Origin of the sequence: Serratia proteamaculans (genome assembly GCF_013337185.1) — a bacterium.
Lineage (GTDB): Bacteria > Pseudomonadota > Gammaproteobacteria > Enterobacterales > Enterobacteriaceae > Serratia > Serratia proteamaculans_D.
Map to the genome: position 1 here is coordinate 516,019 of NZ_SWDE01000002.1, position 25,667 is coordinate 541,685.

Below are 25,667 nucleotides of genomic sequence, written 5' to 3' on the forward strand. Positions count from 1 at the left end.
TTAGCGGTCCACATCTGACATTACAAAATCGATACTACCCAGATAGACGATCAGGTCGGAGACCAGGCTGCCACGGATTACCGCTGGGATTTGCTGCAGGTGCGCAAAGCTTGGCGTACGTACCCGGGTGCGGTAGCTCATGGTGCTGCCGTCGCTGGTCAGGTAGTAGCTGTTGATCCCTTTAGTGGCTTCAATCATCTGGAATGATTCGTTGGCTGGCATCACCGGGCCCCAGGAAACCTGCAGGAAGTGGGTGATCAGCGTTTCAATGTGCTGCAGCGTGCGCTCTTTCGGCGGCGGCGTGGTCAGCGGGTGATCGGCCTTGAACGGGCCTTCCGGCATGTTGTTCAGGCACTGTTCGAGAATGCGCAGGCTCTGACGCAGCTCTTCCACTTTCAGCATCACGCGGGTGTAGCAGTCGCTGTTGCCGTCACCAACCGGAACTTCGAAATCGAAATTCTCATAGCCGGAATACGGACGCCATTTGCGCACATCGAATTCGATACCGGTAGCACGCAGACCCGCGCCAGTGACGCCCCACTCCAACGCTTCTTTAGCATTGTAGGATGCCACGCCGACGGAACGGCCTTTCAGAATGCTGTTCTTCAGTGCGGCCTTGACGTAGGAATCCAGACGTTTTGGCATCCACTCAAGGAACTCGCGCAGCAAGCGATCCCAACCGCGCGGCAGGTCGTGTGCGACACCGCCAATACGGAACCAGGCCGGGTGCATACGGAAGCCGGTGATCGCTTCAACCAAATCGTAGATTTTCTGACGGTCGGTAAAGGCGAAGAACACCGGGGTCATCGCGCCGACGTCCTGAATGAACGTACTGATGTACAGCAGGTGGCTGTTGATACGGAACAGTTCGGACAGCATCACGCGGATAGTATCAACGCGATCCGGCACCTTGATACCGGCCAGTTTCTCAACCGCCAGCACGTAAGGCATTTCGTTCACGCAGCCGCCGAGGTACTCGATACGGTCGGTGTACGGAATGTAGCTGTGCCAGGACTGACGCTCGCCCATCTTCTCGGCGCCACGGTGGTGGTAACCTATATCCGGTACGCAGTCGACAATCTCTTCGCCATCCAACTGCAGAATGATACGGAATGCACCGTGCGCAGACGGGTGGTTCGGGCCGAGGTTAAGGAACATGAAGTCCTCGTTCTCGGTGCCGCGCTTCATGCCCCAGTCTTCAGGTTTGAAGGTCAGCGCTTCCATTTCCAGATCTTCTTTCTGTTTGGTCAACACAAAGGGATCGAACTCGGTGGCGCGCGCCGGGTAGTCTTTGCGCAGCGGGTGGCCTTCCCAGGTTTGCGGCATCATGATGCGCGACAGGTGCGGGTGGCCGTCGAAGGTAATACCGAACATTTCCCAGGTTTCACGCTCATACCAGTTGGCATTCGGGAAAACCTTGGTCGCTGTGGGCACGTGCAGGTCTTTTTCAGACAGCGCCACTTTCAGCATGATGTCGCGGTTGCGTTCGATAGAAATCAGATGATAGAAAACAGAAAAATCCGCGGCCGGTAAACCGTCGCGGTGGGTGCGAAGACGCTCGTCCACGCCATGCAGATCGAACAGCATGACGTAAGGCTTCGGCTGTTTTCTCAAAAACGTCATTACTTCCAGTAACTGGTCAGGTTTGACCCATACCACGGGCATTCCGGTACGGGTGGGCTGAACAGTAAAGGCTTCCGGCCCAAAACGGTTGCGCAGTTCGCCAATCACCGGGTCGTCAAGGTGATCTCTGGTTTGCCAGGCCGGCAATGCGTCGTGCGTCGTTGAATCTGTCATAATTTTTTTCACCACACTGAAGGGTTATTTCGCCGCAAGTTCACTTTTCGCTGTGTTAACCAATAGCGCACTAAGATGGACGTTAAATGAACGTCTTAAATCTCGTCAGGCGTCCGAAGATTGGTCACTGCGATACGCTCGCCGTGTTTACGCTCTCTTTCAGACTGCATGTTGGCACGGTAAACACCCTGATCGCCGACAACCCAGGACAGAGGGCGACGTTCTTTGCCAATAGATTCCTGCAACAGCATCAGTGCCTGCATGTAAGCTTCCGGACGCGGTGGACAGCCAGGAATGTACACGTCGACCGGCAGGAACTTGTCCACGCCCTGTACCACGGAATAAATATCGTACATGCCGCCGGAGTTGGCGCAGGCCCCCATGGAAATCACCCATTTTGGCTCCAGCATCTGTTCGTACAGACGTTGAATAACCGGGGCCATTTTGGTGAAGCAGGTACCGGCCACCACCATCAGGTCAGCCTGACGTGGCGATGCACGCAGAACTTCAGCGCCAAAACGGGCCACGTCGTGAACGGCGGTAAACGAAGTCACCATCTCCACGTAGCAGCACGAAAGACCGAAGTTATACGGCCAAATAGAGTTTTTACGCCCCCAGTTCACCATGTCATGCAATGCATGTTCGAGTTTACCCATGTAAACCGTGCGGTGAACCTGTTGATCCAGGGGATCGGCGACGACCTCCTGTTTTTGCAGGGGGTAACGGTCGTTCTCACCGTTCGGGTCTATGCGGGTGAGCGTATAGTCCATCTTAATGCCTCGTTTTTAACCGACTACTGCGGGTGACTGTTAGTGGCGTTTTTGATTGTGCCTGGCTTGCTCTGGCGCCGGGAGCGCACCGGAGTCCAATCCAATGCGCCAATACGCACCAGATAAACCAGCCCAGCCAATAACACCAAAATGAAAATGGCGGCTTCGATAAAGCCTACCCACCCGCTCTCACGTATGGAGACCGACCAGGCGTACAGGTACAAGGCTTCAACATCGAAAATAACGAAGAACATGGCGACCAGGTAGAACTTGGCGGACAGACGCATGCGCGCCGTACCGACCGAGTCGATGCCTGATTCAAACGGGGTATGTTTGGCGCGCGCACGGGCTCTCCCACCCAGGAAGAACGCACCCATAAGCATTAAACAGCAAAGCCCGATTGCCACGACAAAAAATACGGCGAACGCCCAGTGATGAGCGATAACTTCAGTGGTTGTTGACATACTCTATGCTTACTCATCAAAAGTGGCGTCGATCGCTCTGCTCTTGTTTCTGGCAGTTAGTGCACCACATCGATTTAAGGGAAGGATAAATAAACCACACAAACAAACTGCTATTACAGCAAGTTAGCCAGCGTTTTACTGTGGGCTTTTTACTCCTTTCTATAACCTTTTGTCAACTTTGACAAAAGTATCTACACACTAGTTTACATACTCATCATTTAATTAACATTTGATGCGACCGGCTTAGGCTAAATCGTGTCAGTTAATTGATGTGTAGAAACAGATAGATATAAACCAACATGCTCATTTCAGTTTTACTATACCATTGTCTCAGGAATCTCCTGTTCTTCCACTCACTACCTAGGGGTATTTTTTTGATCCAGGACACGTTTTCAGCATAAACCCTCAAAAAAAGTGTGGCCCTTTAATAATTTTTGTCAATCTCGCCGGTCAAATCGGCCCGCCACAAACTACCAAAATAACCATATTGATTCCAGGCCTTTACCTTTATAATTATTCGTTCAAAAAATGATCGAAAGACTATTTTTTGTCTGATAACCGTTCTCATCAACCATCTTTAAACCAAACAAATAACGATTTCGATTTAAAAGTTAGTCGAAACACTCATAAGTTTAACTTTCATCAGATTCAGGGCAAAAAAAACCTCCGCCGAAGCAGAGGTTTTATTACCCGGTTTAACGCTTTTGGGCGTTATTCCTCATCGTCAACCAAACAGGTGTCATCTTCCAGCGAGGTACTCGGCCCGCTGAAGCTGTAGTTGTCGTTGCCGTTCTGCATGGTGCTGAAAATCGCCATCGCCAGCTCATTGCCGCACTGGGTATCCTGGCACAGGCTATATTGAGTATCTGGCAGTGCCGGTAGCCCTTCCATTGCACCGAGCACCCGCAGGTCCGGGCTCATCATTTCAATCGGCCGAACGGTGATGCCCAATCCGGCCTTGCAGGCGGCACGGACGGCGGACAACGTCGAAGCCACATAAGCAATCCGCCATGGGATCCCGGCTTCATCCAGATGCTTGATCGCCATCGAGCGGAACGGACTGGGTTCGTCCATCACCACCAACGGGATCGGTTCACCGGCCTGGAAATGGTAATCCGCCGCGCAATACCACAGGGTTGGCGAAGTACGCAGCACAATGTGCGGGCGATCTGCGGTAGCCATAGTGGTAATCGCCAGATCGACTTCACCGCTTTCCAGCATGTCGATCATGAACGAGCTGGGTTTCACCCGAACATCAATCGCCAGTTTTGGGTACACCGAAGTGACGCGGTTAAGCAGGAAAGGCAGGATGGTATCGGCGGTATCATCAGAAGCGCCAATAGTCAGAACACCTTTAATATTGTTGTACATCAGAGAAGTACAGGCTTCGTCGTTGAAGCGCAGGATTTTCCTGGCGTAGCCGAGAAGCTGAATACCGTGTTCGGTCAATAATTTGTTGCGCCCATGACGGGCAAACAACTCTTTGCCAACCAGTTGCTCTAACCGCTGCATTTGTTGGCTGACGGCTGATTGAGTACGACAAACGGCGACTGCCGCCGCCGCAAAAGTATTCAAATCAGCAACAGCTACAAAGGTTCTTAGCAGATCGAGGTCGAGATTGAGTATCGGACGATTTGCAGTTGTCATAGTGTTTTCTTCACTTTTTAAATTCTATATTTACAAACTACCCTGGTGTGTTTCTAAGACATCGTTTAAAAGGGACGATGCCAGACATGACAGTACCCCACTCATTAGTGGAGGGCAAAAAAATTACTTTTATTTCGTTACCTCTATCGCCTTTTAAAATGTGATCTATCGGGAATGCTTATACAACGCCTGACGTTATAAGTGGTGTAAGTGTTTCATTTTTACCGAACAAAATATTTTACTCACTCAGATAGCAGGATTACCACACCAATTGTGCTGCACAACCTCCGCAGCCAGACTGGCTTGGGCGTATTCCTATACGTGAAAGAGTAAGAGGTTTCTCTTGTAACAGCCGGTACATTTTTTAATGATTTTAATAAATTCAATCAGTAACATTTATCCCGTGAATAACTAGGGAATAACTACTTAAACGTGGCTTAACAGAGAAACTAAAATAGTGCTAATGTGAATTTTCTTATGACTGAGTTTGGTTCACCGGTGGGCAAACGGCCATCAGACGACTCTGGCATTATCATTTCTTTACATTTTAGCTCCGTTAAATCCCCTCTGTGGCTTAACAGTAAAGCCCCTTTTGTTACCACAGCATTGATCATCTGGACCTTTATACCTCTGCACACAGTTATCAAATCAGATTTAAAAACTTCAAATAAAATAAATTAAAGAATTAAACACCAATAAAATGCTTTAACCTTGTTTATCATCCCTGAAATCTTCCTCTGAGCCCTTCGTTTGCACCAAAGGCGTGCACAACCCTTCAAAAGCGTCAGCGCCAGGAGTACATTGGGCAGGTTGCGGTGTTCCACGGTAGGAACGCCCCCATCCCAGCAAAAGGCTCAACTTTCTATGTCCCCCATTGAGAAATCCAGCAAACTGGACAACGTCTGTTATGACATTCGCGGCCCGGTGCTCAAAGAAGCTAAACGTCTTGAAGAAGAAGGTAACAAAGTCCTCAAACTGAACATCGGTAACCCTGCCCCGTTTGGTTTTGACGCCCCTGACGAAATCCTGGTCGACGTGATCCGCAATCTGCCCACGGCGCAAGGCTATTCCGACTCCAAAGGGCTCTTCTCGGCACGTAAAGCGATCATGCAGCACTACCAGGCGCGCAACATACGTGACGTGACCGTTGAGGATATCTACATCGGTAATGGGGTTTCCGAGCTGATCGTGCAATCCATGCAGGCGCTGCTCAACAGCGGCGACGAAATGCTGGTGCCGGCCCCGGATTACCCGCTGTGGACCGCGGCGGTTTCGCTGTCCGGCGGCAAAGCCGTGCACTACCTGTGTGATGAAGAGGCCGGCTGGTTCCCGGATCTGGATGATATCATCAGCAAGATCACCCCACGCACCCGTGGCATTGTGATCATCAACCCGAACAACCCGACCGGCGCGGTCTATAGCAAAGAGCTGCTGGAGCAGATTGTTGAGATCGCCCGTCAGCACAACCTGATCATCTTCTCCGATGAGATCTACGACAAGATCCTGTATGACGAAGCCGAACACCATTCGATCGCTGCGCTGGCGCCGGATCTGCTGACCGTCACCTTCAACGGGCTGTCCAAAACTTACCGCGTAGCCGGTTTCCGTCAGGGGTGGATGGTACTGAACGGGCCGAAGAAGCACGCCAAGGGCTATATCGAAGGGCTGGAAATGCTGGCGTCGATGCGCCTGTGCGCCAACGTGCCGATGCAGCACGCGATCCAAACGGCGCTGGGTGGTTACCAGAGTATCAACGAATTTATTCAACCCGGCGGCCGTCTGTATGAACAGCGCAACCGCACCTGGGAGTTGTTGAATCAGATCCCGGGCGTTTCCTGCGTGAAGCCTCAGGGTGCGCTGTATATGTTCCCGCGCATCGATGCCAAACGCTTTAATATTCACGATGACCAGAAATTGGTGCTGGATCTGCTGCTGCAGGAAAAAGTGCTGCTGGTGCAGGGCAGCGCCTTCAACTGGCCGTACCCGGACCACGTGCGCATCGTGACGCTGCCGCGGGTGGATGAACTGGAAATGGCGGTGGGCAAACTGGGTCGTTTCCTGGAGGGCTATCGTCAGTAATTTCAGTGGGGGCAGCCTGCTGCCCCCACTCCTCAACCCAACTTTAACCGCACGGCCCGAGTTGCATAACCCGCCATCACTGCTCACAATGGAACCCTCACTTGCCGTTGTAAAAGAGAGCACCATGAGCCAGAGCCACTTTTTTGCCCATCTGTCCCGCTTGAAACTGATTAATCGCTGGCCGCTGATGCGCAATGTCCGCACCGAGAACGTTTCCGAGCACAGCCTGCAAGTGGCATTCGTTGCCCATGCGCTGGCGGTGATCAAAAACCGCAAGTTCAATGGCAACCTGAGCGCCGATCGCGTCGCCCTGCTGGCGATGTACCACGATGCCAGCGAAGTGATTACCGGCGACATGCCGACGCCAATCAAGTACTACAATCCGCAGATCGCCCACGAGTACAAGAAGATCGAAAAGATCGCCCAACAGAAACTGCTGGATATGATCCCGGAAGAATTGCGTAACGATTTCCGCTCGATCCTAGACGAACACTATTACACCGAAGACGAAAAGTTGGTGGTGAAACAGGCCGATGCGCTGTGCGCCTACCTGAAATGTCTGGAAGAGTTGTCCGCCGGCAATAACGAATTCAAACTGGCGAAAGCGCGACTGGAAAAAACCCTGCAACAACGCAGCAGTCCGGAGATGGATTATTTCATGAAGGTGTTTATCCCCAGCTTCAGCCTGTCGCTGGATGAAATCAGCCTGGACTCTTCCCTGTAATTTTCATGGCGCAGCACGCTGCGCCGTTAATCAAAATGCATATAGCCAGGGCACAATAATCACGCTGACCAACATCACCAACAGCGTGAACGGCACGCCGATACGCACGAAATCCCCGAACTTATAATTCCCAGGCCCCAGCACCAGCGTGTTCACCGGCGAAGAAACCGGCGTCATAAACGCAGCCGAAGCGGCAATGGCAATAATCATGGCGAAGGGATACGGCGAAACGCCCATTTCACGCGCAGCGGCAATGGCGATCGGTGCCATCAGTACGGCAGTGGCGGTATTGGAGATAAACAGGCCAATAGTGGCGCACAGCGCAAACAGGCACACCAGCATCACCCGCGGTCCGGCATCACCGGCGACGTCCATTAACCCGCGCACGATCAAATCTACCCCACCGGTTTTTTGCAACGCCTGAGCAAACGGCATCATGCCGACAATCAAGATGATGCTCGGCCAGTGAATCGATTTGTAGGCGCTTTCCATGTCAATGCAGCGGAACTTGCCCATCAGCAGGCAGGCAATCAGCGCGGCGATCGGGTTGGGGATTTCATCGGTCAGCATCATCGCCACCATCAGTGCCAGGCAGAACAAGGCGTGCGGCGCCTGGGTGATGGCCGGTGCCACTTCGTCAACTTCGGCCGGCAGATTGAGCACGATAAAATCATGGGTTTTCGCCTGCAACTGGCGGATCGCCTTCCAGTCACCGATCACCAACAGAATATCGCCCAACGCCAGGGACTCATCCACCAGCTTGCCTGCCAGGGTTTCGCCATTGCGGCGAATACCGACCACGTTCAAATCATAACGGCTACGGAAAGTGGATCCGCGCAGGCTTTGGCCCAACAACGTTGAATCGGGGATCAGCGATACCTCCGCCATGCCGACGTTGCGCGACTGCTCAGAGAAATAATCGCCGCGCAGAACCATCGGCTCCAGCTGCTGCTCGCTGCAGAACTCGCGCAAATCGACCTGGCTGTCCGACATGTCGAGCAGCAGCACGTCCCCTTCGCGCAGTTCGGTGCTGCCGGACGCGCTGACCATCACCCGCCGGAAGCGCTTCCAGCGTTCAATCCCCACCACGTTGGCGCCGTAACGGGCACGCAGGTGCAACTCATCCAGCGAATGACCGACCAGCGGCGAGCCACTGCGCAGTGCCAGTCGACGGGCTCGACCGGTCAGCTTATAGTCGCGGATCAGATCGCGGAAGGTACGGCGCTGCCAGGTTTCACGCGTTTTATCACCGTCTTCATTGCCCAGCCAACGCCGGGCCACCAGCATATAACCCACGCCCAGCACCAGTACCGCTAGGCCGACCGGCGTCACGGCAAAAAAACCAAAACCGCCAATGCCCTCGCGCACCAGTTCACTGTTCACCACCATGTTCGGTGGCGTCGCCACCAGCGTCATCATGCCGCTAATTAAACCGGCAAAACTCAGCGGCATCATCAGCCTGCCGGGGGGGATTTTCATCCGCGCCGCCACGCTGAGCACCACCGGAATAAAGATCGCCACCACGCCGGTCGAACTCATAAAAGCCCCCAGGCCGGCCACGGTGACCATCAGCAACATCAGCATTCTGGTTTCGCTGCTGCCGGCCACCTTCACCAGCCAGTCACCCACCTGGTAAGCCACGCCGGTGCGCACCAACCCTTCACCAATCACGAACAGCGCGGCGATCAGGATCACGTTGGGATCGCTGAAGCCCACCGTGGCCTCCGGCAGGGTCAGCGTGCCGCTCAGCACAAAGGCGATGATCACCAGCAGCGCCACTACGTCCATACGCAGTTTGTTGGTGGTGAACAGCACGATGGCAATCAACAGTAAACTCAGCACCCACAGTAATTCGCTGTTCAAAACGGCCTCATCCGACAGAGATATCCAAGGGCTTAAAAATTAGCATAAAAAAACCCCGCCGATGCGGGGTCTAATCAATTAGGGTGAAGATAGGGCCGTTATGCCACCAGGCTAATCGTCGCGCCCTGCTCCGTTTTACTTACCGCAATCTGTTCAAGCGACGACAGTAACAGATCGACCTGATCCAGCTTGGGGGCATCGGCCGGTGCGTTGACCGCAATCACCTGACAGCCCGCGGCCAGCCCGGAAAGAATACCTGCGGCGGCGTCCTCCACCACCACACAATCCTGTGGTGCCAGCCCCAGACGCTCGGCGCCCAGCAAATACGCGTCCGGCTGCGGCTTGCCATGCTTCACCTGCTCGGCGGTAATGAAAACCTCCGGCTGCGGCAAACCACCGGCGTTACGGCGGGCGCTGGCAACCGGGACTGACCCTGAGGTAACGATCGCCCATGGGATATCGAGGCGATTGAGACAATCGAGCAAGGCAGCAGCCCCCGGTAATGCCGTAACACCATCGGTGTCCTGCGCTTCCACCTGCTCCAACAGCAGAAATTCCTGCTGAATGGCTGCCTCACTTTCACCCGGCATAAAGTGACGCAACGAGGTAATGGCCTGTTTACCGTGAATAAAATCCAGTACGTCCTGCGGATTAATGCCGCGGCGTTTGGCCCAGTTAATCCAGGCGCGCTCTACCGCCGGCAGTGAATCAACCAACGTCCCATCAAGATCGAACAGAAAACCCTTACACTCCACAGGAAACCTCTTTTAATCAGGCATTGATAATTTGCGCTATCTCTACGGCGCTCAGATGATACTGGCGTGGGCATGACAGCCAGATAGCCAGCATCCGCTGGTACTTTTCCCACATTTTGGTTTGGGCATTAAAGCCGTGGCTGCCGGAATCGAAATGAGTATAGCGCCCTTCCGTGGTCACCAGGAAACGCACGTAGCTCAGATGACGCGCTTCAGTCGCGGCATCAAAGCCGAGAAACGCCAGGCGGCGTGCCTCAATTCCCTGTTTTTCTTTCAGGTTGTCCCAGGAAACCTGCAGCGCATGGTGCATTTCCATCACGTTGATAATGGTGCGGCACACGTCTTCGCTCATTTCGCCAAAGTCGCGATCCAGTTCGCGCATTTGCAGACCAAAACCGCGTTCGATAATAGTTTGCAGACGGCGATAACGCTCGGCGTTATCCGGATCCAGCAGGGTCATCATCTTGTATTGGTTCGACAGGATCAGCCGTTGGGCGTGGGTCATTTCCATCATAATTTCCTCGATAAATTACTTATGGCGGAAGCATCGCACAGCGCAATATCGCAGGAAATCACAACTCGCCGGTTCTTTGATTTAGACCGGGGTTATTGGCCGGAACGGGTAACAAGGCCGCAATCAATGCGGCCATTTTTGAGGTTACAGGTCATCCAGGAAGGTTTTATCCAACTGCTTGAAGGCGCGTTTCAGCAGATCCGCCAACGCCTGATAGGTCGGTGTGCCTTCTACCGGCGCGACCGCCTGCCCGGCTTCGGTCAGCTTGTTACGCACTTCGTGGAACCATTGCAGCAGCGTTGGCGGCAACGGGGTGACCGAGCGACGGCCCAACCACCACAACCCCTGCATCGGCATGCTGCAGGCAAACAGTGCGGTGGCGATCGCCGGGCCTAACTGGCCGCCCATGGCTATCTGCCAGGTCAGGGTAAACACCGCCAGCGGCGGCATAAAGCGGACGGCAAAACGGGTGGCACTCGCAACGCGATTCTCCGGAAAGACCGGAGCCAGACGTTTGTCTGACGGCCAGGTTTTCATATAATGCTGCCCGCGCTGGAAGACCTGAAACCAGCTAACGGAACCGGACGGTTTGCTCGTCATCGCGTACCTCAACGTCACAAAGAAAATATGGACACAGCCAACACAATACTAAAAAAGTTGAAGCTTTAAATTTATTTTGTGTTTGCCTCAGGCTATCGGTATCCTAAGCCGGCCTTTTGGCCGGTAGAAGATGACAAGAATTCTGTCAACTTTTAGCCCTATAAAAATCAAGATTATTTAAACCGCAGAGAAATCATCGGTTTTTTCATCGTCATGTGCTTTGTTCAATTCACATGATGTTAATCATAAATGTCAACGGCATTATGCGCTACGCTTGTTGTCTGATTGACGATTAATTCACCACGTGTTTTGGTCTTTCCTTTAACAACACGAACTATTTAAGTAGGTACTTCCATGTCGAGTAAGCTAGTACTGGTCCTGAACTGCGGCAGTTCTTCCCTGAAGTTCGCTATCATCGATGCTGTCAACGGTGAAGAACACCTCTCCGGCCTGGCCGAATGTTTCCACCTGCCTGAGGCTCGCCTCAAATGGAAGATGGACGGCGCCAAACACGAAGCGGCTCTGGGTGCCGGCGCTGCGCACAGCGAAGCACTGAACTACATTGTTAATACTATTCTGGCACAAAAACCTGAGCTTTCTGCCCAGTTGACCGCTATCGGTCACCGCATTGTGCACGGCGGCGAGAAGTTTACCGCTTCTGCCGTGATCAACGACGAAGTTCTGCAGGGTATCAAAGATTCGGTGCCATTTGCACCACTGCATAACCCGGCACACCTGATCGGTATCGCTGAGGCATTGAAATCCTTCCCTAAACTGGCTGATAAAAACGTTGCCGTGTTCGACACCGCATTCCACCAGACCATGCCGGAAGAATCCTACCTGTACGCCCTGCCGTACAGCCTGTACCGCGACCACAGCGTTCGTCGCTATGGCGCACACGGCACCAGCCACTTCTACGTAACTCAGGAAGCAGCCAAGGCACTGAACAAGCCGGTTGAAGAAGTCAACCTGATCACCTGCCATCTGGGCAACGGCGGTTCCGTTACCGCAGTGCGCAACGGCAAATGCGTTGACACCTCCATGGGTCTGACCCCACTGGAAGGTCTGGTCATGGGCACCCGCAGCGGTGACATCGATCCGGCCATCATCTTCCACCTGCACGACTCCCTGGGCATGAGCGTTGATCAAATCAACAAAATGCTGACCAAAGAGTCTGGCCTGCTGGGCCTGACCGAAGTCACCAGCGACTGCCGTTATGTTGAAGACAACTACGAAAGCAAAGCCGACGCCAAGCGTGCGATGGACGTATTCTGCCACCGCCTGGCCAAATACATCGGTGCCTACAGTGCACTGATGGACGGCCGTCTGGACGCGGTTGTCTTCACCGGTGGTATCGGTGAAAACGCCGGTATGGTGCGTGAGCTGACCCTGAACAAACTGGGTCTGCTGGGCTTCGAAGTTGACCACGATCGCAACATGGCGGCTCGCTTCGGTAAATCCGGTGCCATCACCAAAGACGGTAGCCGCCTGGCGCTGGTTATCCCGACCAACGAAGAGTTGGTCATCGCGCAAGACGCATCCCGTCTGACCGCGTAACGCTCTCCGACACCGTCAGCCCAGGCTGACGGTGCTGTTTTAGCCTCATGTTAAATCGTGAAGAGGACTATTCTGTGTCACGTACTATTATGTTGATCCCCACTGGCACCAGCGTCGGCCTGACCAGCGTCAGCCTGGGTGTCATTCGCTCCATGGAGCAAAAAGGCGTTAGCCTGAGCGTATTCAAACCTATCGCACAGCCACGTACTGGCGGCGACTCGCTCGACCAGACCACCACCATCATCCGTAACAGCAACTCCACCATTACCGCAGCCGAACCGCTGCGCATGAGCTACGTTGAGGGCCTGCTCGGCTCCAACCAGCAAGACGTGCTGATGGAAGAAATCGTGGCTCGTTACCACGAGAACACCAAAGACGCAGAAGTGGTGCTGATCGAAGGCCTGGTGCCGACCCGCAAGCATCAGTTCGCCAACGCGCTGAACTATGAAATCGCCAAAACGCTGAATGCAGAAATCGTCTTCGTACTGGCGCTGGGCAACGATTCCCCGGCACAGTTGAAAGAGCGCATCGAGCTGGCGCGCAGCAGCTTCGGCGGCAGCAAAAACAAAAACATCACCGGCGTGATCATCAATAAGCTGAACGCTCCGGTTGACGAACAGGGCCGCACCCGTCCTGATCTGTCCGAGATCTTCGATGATTCCACCAAGGCCAGCGTGACCAACGTTGACCCGGCGCAACTGTTTGCCAACAGCCCGTTGCCAGTGCTGGGCTGCGTGCCGTGGAGCTTCGATCTGATCGCCACCCGCGCTATCGACATGGCCCGTCACCTGAAGGCCTCTGTGGTCAATGAAGGCGACATCATGACCCGCCGCGTGAAGTCCGTGACCTTCTGTGCGCGCAGCATCCCGCACATGCTGGAACACTTCCGTCCAGGCTCACTGCTGGTAACTTCGGCAGACCGTCCTGACGTGCTGGTTTCAGCCTGTCTGGCAGCGATGAATGGCGTAGAGATCGGCGCCATCCTGCTGACCGGTGGCTACGCCATCGACGAACCTATCAGAAAGCTGTGTGAACGTGCCTTCCAGACCGGCCTGCCGGTATTTATGGTCGACACTAACACCTGGCAGACCTCGCTCAGCCTGCAAAGCTTTAACCTCGAAGTGCCGGCGGATGACCACCAGCGCATCGAGAAAGTGCAGAACTACGTGGCCAGCCACATCAACGCCGAGTGGATCGAGTCTCTGACCGCCACCTCCGAGCGTTCACGTCGTCTGTCTCCACCGGCGTTCCGTTACGAACTGACCGAACTGGCACGTAAAGCCGGCAAACGCATCGTACTGCCTGAAGGCGACGAACCACGTACCGTGAAAGCGGCGGCTATCTGTGCCGAACGTGGTATCGCTGAATGCGTGCTGTTGGGTAATCCGGAAGAGATCCAGCGCGTTGCTGCCGCTCAGGGCGTTGAACTGGGCAAAGGCATCGAGATTGTTGATCCGGTCGCCGTCCGCGAACAGTATGTGCCGCGTCTGGTTGAGCTGCGCAAGAGCAAGGGCATGACCGAAGTGGTTGCGCGCGAGCAACTGGAAGACAACGTGGTTCTCGGCACCCTGATGCTGGAGAAAGGCGAAGTTGACGGGCTGGTTTCCGGCGCGGTTCACACCACCGCCAACACCATTCGTCCACCGTTGCAGTTGATCAAAACCGCACCGGGCAGCTCGCTGGTATCTTCCGTGTTCTTCATGCTGCTGCCTGACCAGGTTCTGGTGTACGGCGACTGTGCGATCAACCCGGATCCAACCGCCGAGCAGCTGTCCGAGATCGCCATTCAGTCAGCCGACTCTGCCGCCGCCTTCGGTATCGAACCACGCGTAGCGATGATCTCCTACTCCACCGGTAACTCAGGTGCGGGCAGCGACGTTGAGAAAGTGCGTGAAGCAACCCGTCTGGCGCAGGAAAAACGTCCTGACCTGATCATCGACGGTCCGTTGCAGTATGACGCCGCGATCATGGCTGACGTAGCCAAGTCCAAGGCACCTAACTCGCCGGTTGCAGGCCAGGCTACCGTGTTCATCTTCCCGGATCTGAACACCGGTAACACCACTTACAAAGCGGTACAGCGTTCTGCTGACCTGGTGTCCATCGGGCCAATGCTGCAAGGCATGCGCAAGCCGGTGAACGACCTGTCGCGTGGCGCACTGGTAGACGATATCGTTTACACCGTGGCGCTGACGGCGATCCAGTCTTCCCAGGCTGATGCCAAGGCCTGATCGGTCGAATTGATTAATATCGTTCATAGGTTAAACCAGAACGAATATTGATACAGGCTATAAAGCACCGCACGAACCTCTCGGCGGTGCTTTTCTTTTTAAAATAAAAAATAATATTTTCACTTAGTTATCCTGGTCCACCAGCGCCCAGCAATCCTGCTCCTTGTACGTTAATGCAGATTGGCTAAACGCTTATTCTTGTCATTCCCCTAGCATAACAAGTGAATAATCAAAGAATTAAAATACTGCCCCCTCCTCACTTATGGCTAGGAATAATCCCAATATCAATCCATCCCATTCCAATCCCACCATCTTGTGCTAGATCCTATTAACATTCATAAAATATTCTGAAGGTTAATTCCCTATGGCATCCACAGGGCAATCCGTTGAAAAAATCGCTAAAACTCTCATTAACAATGCCATCAATTACGATTCCTACCTATGGAAGATCGACCGACTCGGCCCAACAACCAACAGAATGCTGGCGCTGGCTTTTTCTCTCACAAGGGGAAAAAGTGATGTGTCAGGGTTAACCAGGTTCGTCGGCCATAGCGCGGGCATCAATCATGACGCCTCCGTATTTGACCGTTACATTGAACAGCTGCAGGCCCGCGAAAAAGAGACCAAGCGTCTGATACTGCCGTGGAGCGGAAAAACGGAAGTGGAAGCGAGGCCGTTCAGCGCCTGTGCCGAGGCGCATGTGTGGCTTGAACTGTATGCCCGAAACTTGCATCCGCGCCATTACTACTGTGTTGCATTCAACGGGGACGGAAGAATTGCGCCCTGTTGCAATAACTGCAAAATGTGGGTGCATAGCGCGTTCTTTGGCGTTGTCACCCCAAATACCGAATACAACAACCGGCACACATATTCACCTCGTTAAGCGTGGAGCGGCATCGGCATCTCATCTGCCGATGCCGGGCATAAAAAAGCCGGTCATTGACCGGCTGATTATTTTTAGCGTAACACCGCGTCAGGCATTTTCATCGCTATCGCGTAGCGGTTTGCCATAGGCTTGTTCGTTATTGCGTGTCAGCCATAGCGACAGCGCTTTTAACGAATCGGGAGTGAATTCGTCACAGCGGGCGGTGATCTCTTCCGGCGTCAGCCAGCTCACCTCAACCACTTCTTCTTCCTGCAGGGCAAACGGGCCGTGCGATACGCAACTGAACAATGCGCCCCACACCCGGCACTGATCTTCTTCGAAGTAGAACAGACCGTGTTCGGCGAAAGGCACGCCGGCAATGCCAAGCTCCTCTTCCGCTTCGCGACGGGCGGAGTCCAGTACGTTCTCCCCGCTCTGCACCACCCCACCCGCAGTGGCGTCCAGCCAGCCAGGATAGAAATCTTTAATATCGGTGCGACGCTGCACCAGAATTTTTCCCATTCCATCATGCACCACAATATAGGTAGCACGATGACGCAGCCGTTGGGCACGCATCTGTTGGCGACTGGATTGAGCAATCACTTCGTTTTGCTCGTTGACGATATCAACCCACTCGGTATCTGCAGCCTGATCCTGTTCCGCCATCCTCTAAAACCTTCTATTTTGGCGCGATGCATCCCGCGCACTGGTTAATCAATGAGTGTTTTTCAAAGATTTTTATTGTGTGTGTATAAATTAGTGCGTTAATGCCACCTCTGCAACAGCCTTGCCGCCGAGCAAAGTGACCACACTTAAAACGCCGTCCTCCAGTATGCCATAGCTGGCAGGAAAGCCCCCTTTCGGAATGCTGACCGAGCCTGGATTAAAGCAGTAAATATCCCCCTGCCGTTCCGCCTGCGGCAAATGGCTGTGTCCATAGACCAGCACATCACCGACAGATAACGGCGGCAGTGCCGAGGGATGATAAAGGTGACCGTGGGTTAAAAACAATCGTCTTTTTTGTAATAGCACCTGCTGCCAAGACGCAGTGATAGGGAAAGACAGTAGCATCTGATCGACTTCACTGTCGCAGTTGCCGCGAACGGCGATGATCTTGTCGCTATAGCGATTCAATTGTTCGGCAACCTGCGCCGGCTGATAGCCCGCCGGCAGTGCATTGCGCGGCCCATGATTCAGCAAATCACCCAGCAGGATCAGCCAATCGGCACCGCTTTGTTCAAAACGCTCCAACAGGCTTTCGGTAGCGGGAAGCGAACCATGTATATCCGAGGCAAATATCAGTTTCATAGCCTTGTCCCTGATAAGCAAATAAGCCCTATTTTAGCGCGCCATTGCTGCACAGCAACCCGCAGATGTGCCTGCAGAAAATTGTGATGCATCTTGTGGCGATAGCATCAGACGAATCTCACATAGCCTGCTATTCTTAGCTGCTATTGTTGGTACCCTATACAAAGATCTCTGATATACCTTTGTGCGCGGCGAAGACCGCAACAACGTGTAATGGCTTACAGATCACCTTACCGCAGGAGGCAACATGATTGACCTGTATTACGCGCCTACTCCCAATGGTCACAAAATTACCCTGTTTCTGGAGGAGGTTGGCTTACCCTACCGTATCCACCGCGTAAATATCAGCGCCGGCGATCAGTTCAAGCCGGATTTTCTGAGCATTTCACCCAACAACAAAATTCCGGCCATCGTCGACCAGCAGCCGGTCGATGGCGGTGCGCCAATCAGCCTGTTCGAATCCGGCGAAATTCTGCTGTATCTGGCGGAGAAAACCGGCAAGCTGCTGAGCAAAGGGCTACGCGAGCGTGCAGCCACGCTACAGTGGCTGTTCTGGCAGGTGGCGGGCTTTGGGCCGATGCTGGGGCAAAACCACCACTTCAACCACTACGCGCCGCAGCCGGTGCCCTACGCCATCGAGCGTTATCACCTGGAAACCAAACGTCTGTATGCGGTGCTGGAAGCCGAGCTGCAAAAGCACCCTTATCTGGGCGGTGACAACTACAGCATTGCCGACATCGCCACCTATCCCTGGGTAGTATCACACCCACGTCAGCGCATCGATCTGGCGGATTATCCGGCGGTACGCAACTGGTTCGAACGCATCAGCAACCGCCCGGCAACCGAGCGTGCCTACAAGCTGGCTGAGCAGGGTTAATTTTCCGGCTCCCCGGCCTCCGGGGAGTTTCCCCCGGCTCGTTATCATTTCCCTACTTTCCGTGTATTCTGAGCACCAATAATCAGACCTGTGGAGATTCTCTGATGTCATTCAGTCAACCCGACGCCATTATTCGTATAAAAAATCTGCGGTTGCGTACATTCATCGGTATCAAGGAAGAAGAAATCAACAACCGTCAGGACATCCTGATTAACGTGGTGATCCACTACCCGGCGGATAAGGCGCGCGACAGCGAAAACATCGACGACGCGCTCAACTACCGCACCATCACCAAGGCCATCATTCGTCACGTGGAAGATAACCGCTTCGCCCTGCTGGAAAAATTAACTCAGGATGTGCTCGATATCGTGAAACAACACGCCTGGGTAACCTATGCTGAAGTGGAGATAGATAAACTATTGGCCCTGCGCTACGCCGATTCGGTTTCGATGACCATGAGCTATCGCCGGGCCTGAAAACCACCGTTTCAGGGAGAATCGACCATGCGGATCCTGATCACCGGCGCCACAGGATTGATAGGGAGCAGCCTGACACAACGGCTGCTGGGCCTTTCTCATCAAATTACGGTGCTGAGCCGCAACGTGCCGCGCGCACGGGAGCGCTTTGGCGAGCAGGTCAGCTATTGGTCAACGCTGCAGGACCAGTCCTCACTGGACGGTTTTGACGCCGTCATCAACCTGGCCGGTGAGCCTATCGCCGACAAGCGCTGGAGCAAAGCGCAGAAAGAACGCCTGTGCCACAGCCGCTGGTATCTGACCGAGCAGTTGGCCAAGCTGATTAACGCCGGCAGCACACCGCCCGGCGTACTGATTTCCGGTTCGGCGATTGGCTACTATGGCGATCAGGGCCAGGCGGTGGTCACCGAAGACGAAGCCCCACACGACGAATTCACCCATCAGCTGTGTCAACGCTGGGAGTCTCTGGCGCTGCAAGCGCAAAGCCAGGCCACCCGTGTCTGTCTGCTCCGTACCGGCGTGGTGCTGGCGGCCAAAGGCGGCGCGTTGGCGAAAATGTTACCGCCGTTCCGCCTTGGGCTGGGCGGCCCCATAGGCGACGGCCGCCAATATCTGCCGTGGATCCACCTGGAAGACATGGTTGATGGCATCGTCTATTTACTGGATCACCAAACTCTGCAAGGGCCATTTAATATGGTGGCCCCCTACCCGGTTCACAACGAACAGTTCGCCGCTCAACTCGCCAACGTGCTCGACCGACCTGCGTTTTTACGCGTGCCGGCCTTTGTCCTGCGTTTATTGATGGGTGAAGCGGCGGTATTGGTGCTGGGTGGACAACGGGCAGTACCGAAAAGGCTGGAAGAAGCCGGTTTTAGCTTTCGCTTTTTGGAGTTGGAACAGGCATTGGATGATGTGATTAATCAGCGGGATCAGGCCCGCTGAAGAGCCTTTTGGGGCCAGAAAGATCTGGCCCCAAAATCCGCTATTTTAACGCGCCGGAAAGGAACTGCTGCAGACGAGGGCTTTTCGGATTGCCGAACAGCTCAGCCGGTGGCCCCTGCTCTTCGATCAGCCCTTTGTGCAGGAAAATCACGTGGCTGGAAACGTGGCGTGCAAACTCCATTTCGTGCGTCACCACCACCATGGTTTTACCTTCCTCCGCCAGCTTCTGCATGATGCGCAGTACTTCGCCCACCAGTTCAGGATCCAGTGCCGAAGTCGGTTCATCGAAGAGTAAAACCTCTGGCTCCATCGCCAACGCCCGTGCGATAGACACACGCTGTTGCTGGCCACCGGACAGGTGCACCGGGTATTTGCCACGGGCACGCTCGTCGATCCCCACCTTGTCCAGGTAACGGATCGCGCGCTCACGCGCTTCGGTCTTGCTCAGCCCCAATACCTGCACCGGTGCCTCCATCACGTTCTCCAGCACCGTCATGTGGCTCCACAGGTTAAAATGCTGGAACACCATGGTCAGGCGAGTGCGCAGCAGCTGCAGCTGTTTCTTATCGAAGACCTTCAGCTGGCCGTCCTTGTCACGCACCATGCGGATATCTTCATTGTTCAGACTGATGGCGCCCTCACTTGGCTTCTCCAGGAAGTTAATGCAGCGCAAAAAGGTACTTTTACCGGAGCCGGAAGACCCGATGATGCTAATCACATCCCCTGCGTTGGCCGCCAGCGAGACGCCTTTCAGCACTTCGTGTTCGCCATAGCGTTTATGCAGTTCGGTGACGGCTAATTTATTCTCAGACATAGTAGGTTCCCGTCATTATCAGTGATTAACGTGTGCCATCCAGCGCTTTTCCGCCTTGCGGAACAGGCTGATTAACCCGTAAGAGATGATCAGATACAGCACCGCGGCAATGCCAAAGGCATAGAACGGCTGGTAGGTCGCCGCATTGATATCTCGCGCTATCTTCAGCAGGTCCGGCACGGTGGCGGTAAACGCCAGCGCGGTCGAGTGCAGCATCAGGATCACTTCATTACTGTAGGCCGGCAGAGCGGTACGCAGCGCTGAAGGCAAAATGATACAGCGGTACATTTTGAAGCGTGAGAAACCGTAAGCATTGGCCGCTTCGATTTCACCGTGCGACACCGAGCGGATCGCCCCGGCGAAGATCTCGGTGGTGTAGGCACAGGTGTTCAGCGTTAGCGCCAAAATGGTGCAATTGAGCCCGCTGCGGAAGAAGGCGTTGAGGAAGTCCGTCCCACGCACGATTTCCAGGCTGTACATACCGGAGTAAAACACCAGCAACTGCACGTACAGTGGTGTACCACGGAATATATAGGTGTAGAGCCAGACCGGGAAACGCACCCAGGTGATGGAGGAAACGCGTGCCACCGCCATCGGGATCGCCAGCAAACCGCCCATCACCACCGAGGAAATCAGCAGCCACAGGGTGACGGCAACCCCGGTGAAACGGTAGCCGTCGCTCCACAGCAGCGATTGCCAGTACTGTTGTAAAATTTCGATCATAGCTCAGCCCTCCGGACGCCCAGGGAATAACGCCGTTCAAGCCACAGCAGCACACCATTGGAAACGGTAGTGAAAACCAGATAAACCACACCGGCCACGATCGCAAAGAAGAATGGCTGATAAGTGCCTTTACCGGCCAATTGAGTGGCTTTCACCACGTCATTGAGGCCCAGAATAGACACCAGCGCCGTGGCCTTCAGGATCACCTGCCAGTTGTTGCCAATGCCCGGCAGGGCAAAACGCATCATCGCCGGGAACAGAATGCGGCGGAAAATTTGTGAACCGGTGAAGCCGTAGGCGGTTGCCGCTTCGATCTGCCCTTTCGACACCGCCATATAGGCACCGCGAAAGGTTTCAGTGAAATAGGCGCCGTAAATAAATCCGAGGGTGATAATCCCCGCACTGAGCGGATCAATATCGATTTGCGAGAAGCCAAGCAGTTCGGTGAGGTGGTTGAGCGCAATTTGCAGGCCGTAGAAAATCAGCAGCATCAGCACCAGATCGGGTACGCCACGGATCAGCGTGGTATAAGCGCCAAACACGGTAGAAAGCAGGCGATTTTGGGAGAGCTTGCCGCCGGCACCGATCAAACCGATAACCAGCGCCAGCAGTACGGAACTGAGGGCCAGCTCCAGCGTCACCAGAGCCCCCTCTAATATCAATTGGGAATAGCCTTGCAGCATTTACTTCACCCTGTCGTCATTGGATCCCGAACCATCGGGGCCGGCAGGCCAGCCCCGAAGTCACAGCATGGAACGGTATGCGGCATTAACCGCCGTAGACGTCAAAGTCGAAGTATTTCTTCGCGTACTTGTCGTAAGTGCCGTCTTTGCGCATTTCGGCAAAGGCTTTATCCAGCGCCGCCTTCAGCTCGGTTTCGTTCTTGCGCAAGCCCATGCCGGTCCCCACGCCGAAGAATTTGTCATCCTTCACCGATTCACCGGCAAAAGCATAATCCTTGCCTGGAGGCTGTTTCAGGAAGCCATCGCTGCCGGCCACTTCGTCCTGGAAGGCGGCATCGATACGGCCGGATGCCAGGTCGGCGTACACCAGATCCTGGTTCTGATAAGGCACCACGGTGATGCCCTTAGGCTGCCACATGGCGTTGGCATAGGCTTCCTGGGTGGTGCCCTGCAGCACACCGACGCTCTTGCCTTTCAGCGCATCGATGGTAGGCAGCAGCTTGGAACCTTTCGGCGCGATCAGGCGGGCATTGGCGGCATACAGCTTGTCGGTGAAGGCAATTTCCTGCTGGCGTTTTTCGGTGATCGACAGAGAAGAGATGATGGCGTCAATTTTCTTCGCCTTCAGGGACGGGATCAGCGCATCAAAATCGCTTTCCACAAAGGTACATTTGGTATTGATGCGTTTGCACAGCTCTTTGGCCAGATCGATATCAAAACCGACCAACTCGCCCTTGGCATTTTTGGATTCAAAGGGTGCATAGGTCGGATCGGTGCCGATCTTCAGCGTTGATGGTACTGCGGCAAATGCGCTGCTTGCCGCGCTTAAAGCCAAGACTAAAGGAAGAACCTTAACCAGCTTTTTCATAAATCACCCTCAAATTGATTTTTTGATGCCACTGCGGGCATTACTTTTCCACCAAATCAATTTGCAGTAATCGTGCCACATTTATTGCTGTAGGCGGAGGGAACGGCTCCGGCCTTCACAAAACTGTTTCCTGGGACGATAACCGCAAAATTAAATCGGCCAGTGTTGGCCGCGTCACGGGCAATGGATAAATACCAGAGCCTTGAAACAGTGAGCGTGATGAAGTGGGATCATTATGGTGCATGCGCCGCCCTAATTCAGTGCGGTGTTGCACAAATGTGCTAAATTGGGGAGAAATTTGTTAATTGGCGCCTTGCCAGCGGGCAAATAAATCTTGCGGTAATTCAATGTCAAACTGATCGACCACCCGGTTTACCGTTTGATCGATGATGTCTTCTACGCTGGCAGGCCGATGATAAAAAGCCGGCACTGGTGGCATAATCACCGCGCCCATTTCCGCCGCCTGGGTCATCAGACGCAAATGGCCGATATGTAGCGGGGTTTCACGTACGCACAGCACCAGTCGGCGGCGTTCTTTTAACACCACGTCGGCGGCACGCGTCAGCAGACCGTCACTGTAGCTATTGGCAATACCGGATAAGGTTTTGATTGAACAAGGCAAAATCACCATGCCGGCCGTTTTGAACGAGCCGGAAGAAATACTGGCACCAATATCGCGCGAGTCATGCACCACATCGGCCAGCGCCTGCACTTCACGCAGGCTGAGGTCGGTTTCCAGCGAGAGCGTCTGTCGTGCCGCATTACTCATCACCAAATGGGTTTCCACCTCTGCGACGTCGCGCAATACCTGCAACAGGCGCACGCCATAGATTGCGCCGCTGGCGCCGGAAATACCGATGATGAGTCGTTTCATAAAGCTGGCCTCTGCCAAGGAAAAAATAGGATCAGGCAGACTTTGCCGCAATGGGGCTGCATAAGCAAGTCAGGAGGGATAATGCACCGCAGCGAATGCCGCGGTGCACTGTTTTGATCAAAGGTGAAACTTAACCTTCGTTGTGCATTTCCAGATTTTCCGCTTCGGTCTGACCACGTATTTCTTTGGCGTCGTCATTGCGCAGCGATTCCAGATACTCGAGGTAGCTCTGGTCGACGTCTTTGGTGACGTAGATGCCGTTGAATACCGAGCATTCGAACTGGGTGATGTCCGGGTTCTCTTCACGTACCGCTTCAATCAGATCGTCCAGGTCCTGGAAGATCAAACCGTCGGCACCGATGATCTGGCGGATTTCATCCACTTCACGGCCGTGGGCAATCAGTTCGTTGGCGCTCGGCATGTCGATGCCGTAGACGTTAGGGAAGCGAATTTCCGGCGCAGCGGAAGCCAGATAAACTCGTTTCGCCCCGGCGTCACGCGCCATCTCAACGATCTGTTCAGAAGTGGTGCCGCGCACGATGGAATCATCCACCAGCAGCACATTCTTGTCGCGGAACTCGGCACGGTTGGCGTTCAGCTTGCGGCGTACCGACTTACGGCGCGCCTGCTGGCCCGGCATAATAAAGGTGCGGCCAACATAGCGGTTCTTAACAAAACCCTGACGGTACGGCTTATCCAGAATACGCGCGATTTCCAACGCGATATCACAGGAGGTTTCCGGGATTGGGATCACCACGTCGATGTCCAAATCTTCCCACTCGCGGGCAATCTTCTCACCCAACTTCTGCCCCATACGCACGCGTGCGCTGTAGACCGAAATCTTGTCCATAAAGGAGTCCGGACGGGCGAAATAGACATATTCGAACAGGCACGGGTTGGTTTTCGGGTTCTCTGCACACTGGCGAGTGAACAGCTGGCCCTTCTCGGTGATATACACCGCTTCGCCCGGCGCCACATCGCGCAGGAATTCGAAGCCCAGCGTATCGAGTGCGACGCTCTCGGAAGCCACCATATACTCGTTACGGCCATCTTCCAGCGTGCGTTTGCCGATCACCAGCGGGCGAATACCGTGAGGGTCACGGAATGCCAGCAGACCGTGGCCGATGATCATCGCCACGCAGGCGTAAGCGCCGCGCAGTTGCTGATGCATGGCGGCAACGGCGGTGAAAATGTTGTCGGATTCCAGCGGATAATGTTGGAAACGGTCCAGCTCACTGGCCAGTACGTTCAGCAGGATCTCGGAATCGGAGGTGGTGTTGATATGGCGGCGGCCGCTTTCAAACAGCTTTTGGCGCAGCTCATGGGCGTTGGTCAGGTTGCCGTTGTGTGCCAGCGTCAGGCCGAACGGCGAGTTTACATAGAAGGGTTGAGCCTCTGAGGCACTGGAGCTGCCAGCCGTTGGGTAGCGCACATGGCCAATACCCATGTTGCCCTGCAAGCGCTGCATATGGCGTGCCTCAAACACATCCTTCACCAGACCGTTTGCCTTACGCAGACGGAACCCATTGTGGGCATCTATGGTGACGATGCCTGCGGCATCCTGGCCACGGTGCTGAAGCACCATCAACGCATCATAAATCGACTGGTTTACCGGCATAAAACCGGCGATACCGACAATACCGCACATGTTGTCTTTTCCTCATCAGCGCTACCGCCCCGGTAAATGGGTCGGCAAGAAACTCGACGTGCTCTGCAGGTAGTCAAAGAACCACCTGATGATGTAACTGAACTGGGGGATCAGCTGCGACTGTTTCCAGTCGGTACTTTGTGAGAAACCGGTAAAGGTATCCAGGAAAAACAGTATCGCCGAAACGATCAACACGCCGCGCAGTGCGCCGAAACAGACGCCCAGCACCCGGTCGGTGCCTGATAACCCGGTTTTCTCTACCAGTGAGCTAATCACATAGTTAACAATAGCGCCTACGATCAGGGTCGCGATAAACAAGATGGCAATCGCGATGCCGTTTCGCACCAGTTCATCTTCAAAACGAGTGAAGTAGACTGCAAGGTAAGAGTAGAAATGGCTGGCAACAAAAAACGCACATCCCCATGTCACAAGTGACAATGCTTCGCGAACAAACCCTCGGATCAGGCTCACCAGAGCCGAAAATCCAATCACCGCTATAATGACGTAATCAATCCAGACCATGAACTATTCCAATGATGAATCGCCCCTGCATCCATTTCGCGGCGAATTCTAACAGAAAACGTAAACGTT

The 25,667-nt window shown here is 54.2% G+C and carries 25 protein-coding genes; 8 read left to right on the forward strand and 17 right to left on the reverse strand.

What is annotated here, in order from left to right:
- The 4 genes from nuoC to lrhA all read right to left on the reverse strand — a co-directional run bounded on the left by nuoC (nucleotide 1) and on the right by lrhA (nucleotide 4,678).
- Nucleotides 1-1,797 (reverse strand): NADH-quinone oxidoreductase subunit C/D, encoded by a 1,797-nt coding sequence (gene nuoC, locus FCL49_RS12635; protein WP_012146020.1) that lies wholly within the window; start codon nucleotides 1,795-1,797, stop codon nucleotides 1-3.
- A 95-nt stretch (nucleotides 1,798-1,892) separates the two neighbouring features.
- Nucleotides 1,893-2,567, reverse strand: coding sequence for a NuoB/complex I 20 kDa subunit family protein (locus FCL49_RS12640; RefSeq protein WP_012146021.1), 675 nt, complete (start codon nucleotides 2,565-2,567; stop codon nucleotides 1,893-1,895).
- A 23-nt stretch (nucleotides 2,568-2,590) separates the two neighbouring features.
- On the reverse strand, nucleotides 2,591-3,031 hold the full coding sequence (locus FCL49_RS12645; RefSeq protein WP_012146022.1) for an NADH-quinone oxidoreductase subunit A: 441 nt from the start codon (nucleotides 3,029-3,031) through the stop codon (nucleotides 2,591-2,593).
- A 711-nt stretch (nucleotides 3,032-3,742) separates the two neighbouring features.
- The gene (gene lrhA, locus FCL49_RS12650; protein WP_174353865.1) at nucleotides 3,743-4,678 is read right to left on the reverse strand and encodes a transcriptional regulator LrhA; all 936 of its coding nucleotides are present in this window, start codon (nucleotides 4,676-4,678) and stop codon (nucleotides 3,743-3,745) included.
- A gap of 864 nt (nucleotides 4,679-5,542) precedes the next feature.
- Between lrhA and FCL49_RS12655 the strand changes: the two genes are divergently transcribed.
- Together FCL49_RS12655 and yfbR are read left to right on the forward strand one after the other, a co-directional pair.
- Nucleotides 5,543-6,757 (forward strand): pyridoxal phosphate-dependent aminotransferase, encoded by a 1,215-nt coding sequence (locus FCL49_RS12655; RefSeq protein ID WP_135317343.1) that lies wholly within the window; start codon nucleotides 5,543-5,545, stop codon nucleotides 6,755-6,757.
- Between the two features lie 124 nt (nucleotides 6,758-6,881).
- Nucleotides 6,882-7,481 (forward strand): 5'-deoxynucleotidase, encoded by a 600-nt coding sequence (yfbR, locus tag FCL49_RS12660; protein WP_017893493.1) that lies wholly within the window; start codon nucleotides 6,882-6,884, stop codon nucleotides 7,479-7,481.
- 30 nt (nucleotides 7,482-7,511) lie between these two features.
- Here yfbR and FCL49_RS12665 read toward each other — a convergent pair whose 3' ends face one another.
- The 4 genes from FCL49_RS12665 to yfbV form a co-directional block, all read right to left on the reverse strand.
- Nucleotides 7,512-9,344: an SLC13 family permease gene (locus tag FCL49_RS12665; RefSeq protein ID WP_174353866.1), complete on the reverse strand. Its 1,833-nt coding sequence runs from the start codon at nucleotides 9,342-9,344 to the stop codon at nucleotides 7,512-7,514.
- Between the two features lie 98 nt (nucleotides 9,345-9,442).
- Complete coding sequence (locus tag FCL49_RS12670; RefSeq protein ID WP_174353867.1) at nucleotides 9,443-10,099, reverse strand: sugar phosphatase; 657 nt, start codon at nucleotides 10,097-10,099, stop codon at nucleotides 9,443-9,445.
- A 16-nt stretch (nucleotides 10,100-10,115) separates the two neighbouring features.
- Nucleotides 10,116-10,610: a YfbU family protein gene (locus tag FCL49_RS12675; RefSeq protein ID WP_153859661.1), complete on the reverse strand. Its 495-nt coding sequence runs from the start codon at nucleotides 10,608-10,610 to the stop codon at nucleotides 10,116-10,118.
- Between the two features lie 147 nt (nucleotides 10,611-10,757).
- Nucleotides 10,758-11,213, reverse strand: coding sequence for a terminus macrodomain insulation protein YfbV (yfbV, locus tag FCL49_RS12680; protein WP_017893496.1), 456 nt, complete (start codon nucleotides 11,211-11,213; stop codon nucleotides 10,758-10,760).
- Nucleotides 11,214-11,567: 354 nt separating this feature from the next.
- On the opposite strand from yfbV, the gene ackA reads away from it, so the two are divergent.
- From ackA to FCL49_RS12695, 3 genes are all read left to right on the forward strand, one after another.
- Nucleotides 11,568-12,770, forward strand: coding sequence for an acetate kinase (gene ackA, locus FCL49_RS12685; protein WP_129936559.1), 1,203 nt, complete (start codon nucleotides 11,568-11,570; stop codon nucleotides 12,768-12,770).
- A 74-nt stretch (nucleotides 12,771-12,844) separates the two neighbouring features.
- Nucleotides 12,845-14,998, forward strand: coding sequence for a phosphate acetyltransferase (pta, locus tag FCL49_RS12690; RefSeq protein ID WP_174353868.1), 2,154 nt, complete (start codon nucleotides 12,845-12,847; stop codon nucleotides 14,996-14,998).
- 364 nt (nucleotides 14,999-15,362) lie between these two features.
- Nucleotides 15,363-15,881, forward strand: a complete 519-nt coding sequence (locus FCL49_RS12695) for a hypothetical protein (RefSeq protein WP_174353869.1) — start codon at nucleotides 15,363-15,365, stop codon at nucleotides 15,879-15,881.
- A 90-nt stretch (nucleotides 15,882-15,971) separates the two neighbouring features.
- On the opposite strand, the gene yfcD is transcribed toward FCL49_RS12695, so the two are convergent.
- Both yfcD and yfcE read right to left on the reverse strand, forming a co-directional pair.
- Nucleotides 15,972-16,529, reverse strand: a complete 558-nt coding sequence (gene yfcD, locus FCL49_RS12700; RefSeq protein WP_012146032.1) for an NUDIX hydrolase YfcD — start codon at nucleotides 16,527-16,529, stop codon at nucleotides 15,972-15,974.
- A gap of 90 nt (nucleotides 16,530-16,619) precedes the next feature.
- On the reverse strand, nucleotides 16,620-17,171 hold the full coding sequence (gene yfcE / locus FCL49_RS12705; protein WP_174353870.1) for a phosphodiesterase: 552 nt from the start codon (nucleotides 17,169-17,171) through the stop codon (nucleotides 16,620-16,622).
- A gap of 247 nt (nucleotides 17,172-17,418) precedes the next feature.
- Here yfcE and yfcG point away from each other — a divergent pair, with 247 nt between their 5' ends.
- The 3 genes from yfcG (at nucleotide 17,419) to FCL49_RS12720 (ending at nucleotide 19,466) form a co-directional block, all read left to right on the forward strand.
- Nucleotides 17,419-18,048 (forward strand): GSH-dependent disulfide bond oxidoreductase, encoded by a 630-nt coding sequence (gene yfcG / locus FCL49_RS12710; RefSeq protein WP_012146034.1) that lies wholly within the window; start codon nucleotides 17,419-17,421, stop codon nucleotides 18,046-18,048.
- 104 nt (nucleotides 18,049-18,152) lie between these two features.
- A complete protein-coding gene (folX, locus tag FCL49_RS12715) occupies nucleotides 18,153-18,524 on the forward strand; it encodes a dihydroneopterin triphosphate 2'-epimerase (protein WP_012146035.1) in 372 nt (123 codons plus the stop codon).
- A gap of 27 nt (nucleotides 18,525-18,551) precedes the next feature.
- The gene (locus FCL49_RS12720; RefSeq protein ID WP_174353871.1) at nucleotides 18,552-19,466 is read left to right on the forward strand and encodes a TIGR01777 family oxidoreductase; all 915 of its coding nucleotides are present in this window, start codon (nucleotides 18,552-18,554) and stop codon (nucleotides 19,464-19,466) included.
- 40 nt (nucleotides 19,467-19,506) lie between these two features.
- On the opposite strand, the gene hisP is transcribed toward FCL49_RS12720, so the two are convergent.
- From hisP to cvpA, 7 genes are all read right to left on the reverse strand, one after another.
- Nucleotides 19,507-20,280: a histidine ABC transporter ATP-binding protein HisP gene (gene hisP, locus FCL49_RS12725; protein ID WP_012146037.1), complete on the reverse strand. Its 774-nt coding sequence runs from the start codon at nucleotides 20,278-20,280 to the stop codon at nucleotides 19,507-19,509.
- A gap of 18 nt (nucleotides 20,281-20,298) precedes the next feature.
- Entirely contained in the window at nucleotides 20,299-21,003 is a 705-nt protein-coding gene (locus FCL49_RS12730; RefSeq protein ID WP_012146038.1) for an ABC transporter permease, read from the reverse strand.
- Nucleotides 21,000-21,686, reverse strand: coding sequence for a histidine ABC transporter permease HisQ (locus FCL49_RS12735; protein ID WP_174353872.1), 687 nt, complete (start codon nucleotides 21,684-21,686; stop codon nucleotides 21,000-21,002). The genes FCL49_RS12730 and FCL49_RS12735 overlap by 4 nt, the downstream gene beginning before the upstream one ends.
- Before the next feature lie 85 nt (nucleotides 21,687-21,771).
- Nucleotides 21,772-22,554 (reverse strand): histidine ABC transporter substrate-binding protein HisJ, encoded by a 783-nt coding sequence (gene hisJ, locus FCL49_RS12740; RefSeq protein WP_135317366.1) that lies wholly within the window; start codon nucleotides 22,552-22,554, stop codon nucleotides 21,772-21,774.
- Nucleotides 22,555-22,855: 301 nt separating this feature from the next.
- Nucleotides 22,856-23,428, reverse strand: coding sequence for a UbiX family flavin prenyltransferase (locus FCL49_RS12745; RefSeq protein WP_017893500.1), 573 nt, complete (start codon nucleotides 23,426-23,428; stop codon nucleotides 22,856-22,858).
- Nucleotides 23,429-23,558: 130 nt separating this feature from the next.
- Nucleotides 23,559-25,076 carry an amidophosphoribosyltransferase gene (gene purF / locus FCL49_RS12750; RefSeq protein ID WP_174353873.1) on the reverse strand — a complete coding sequence of 506 codons (1,518 nt, stop codon included), beginning with the start codon at nucleotides 25,074-25,076 and terminating at the stop codon, nucleotides 23,559-23,561.
- 21 nt (nucleotides 25,077-25,097) lie between these two features.
- Nucleotides 25,098-25,598, reverse strand: a complete 501-nt coding sequence (cvpA, locus tag FCL49_RS12755) for a colicin V production protein (protein ID WP_012146043.1) — start codon at nucleotides 25,596-25,598, stop codon at nucleotides 25,098-25,100.
- Nucleotides 25,599-25,667: the final 69 nt, after the last annotated feature.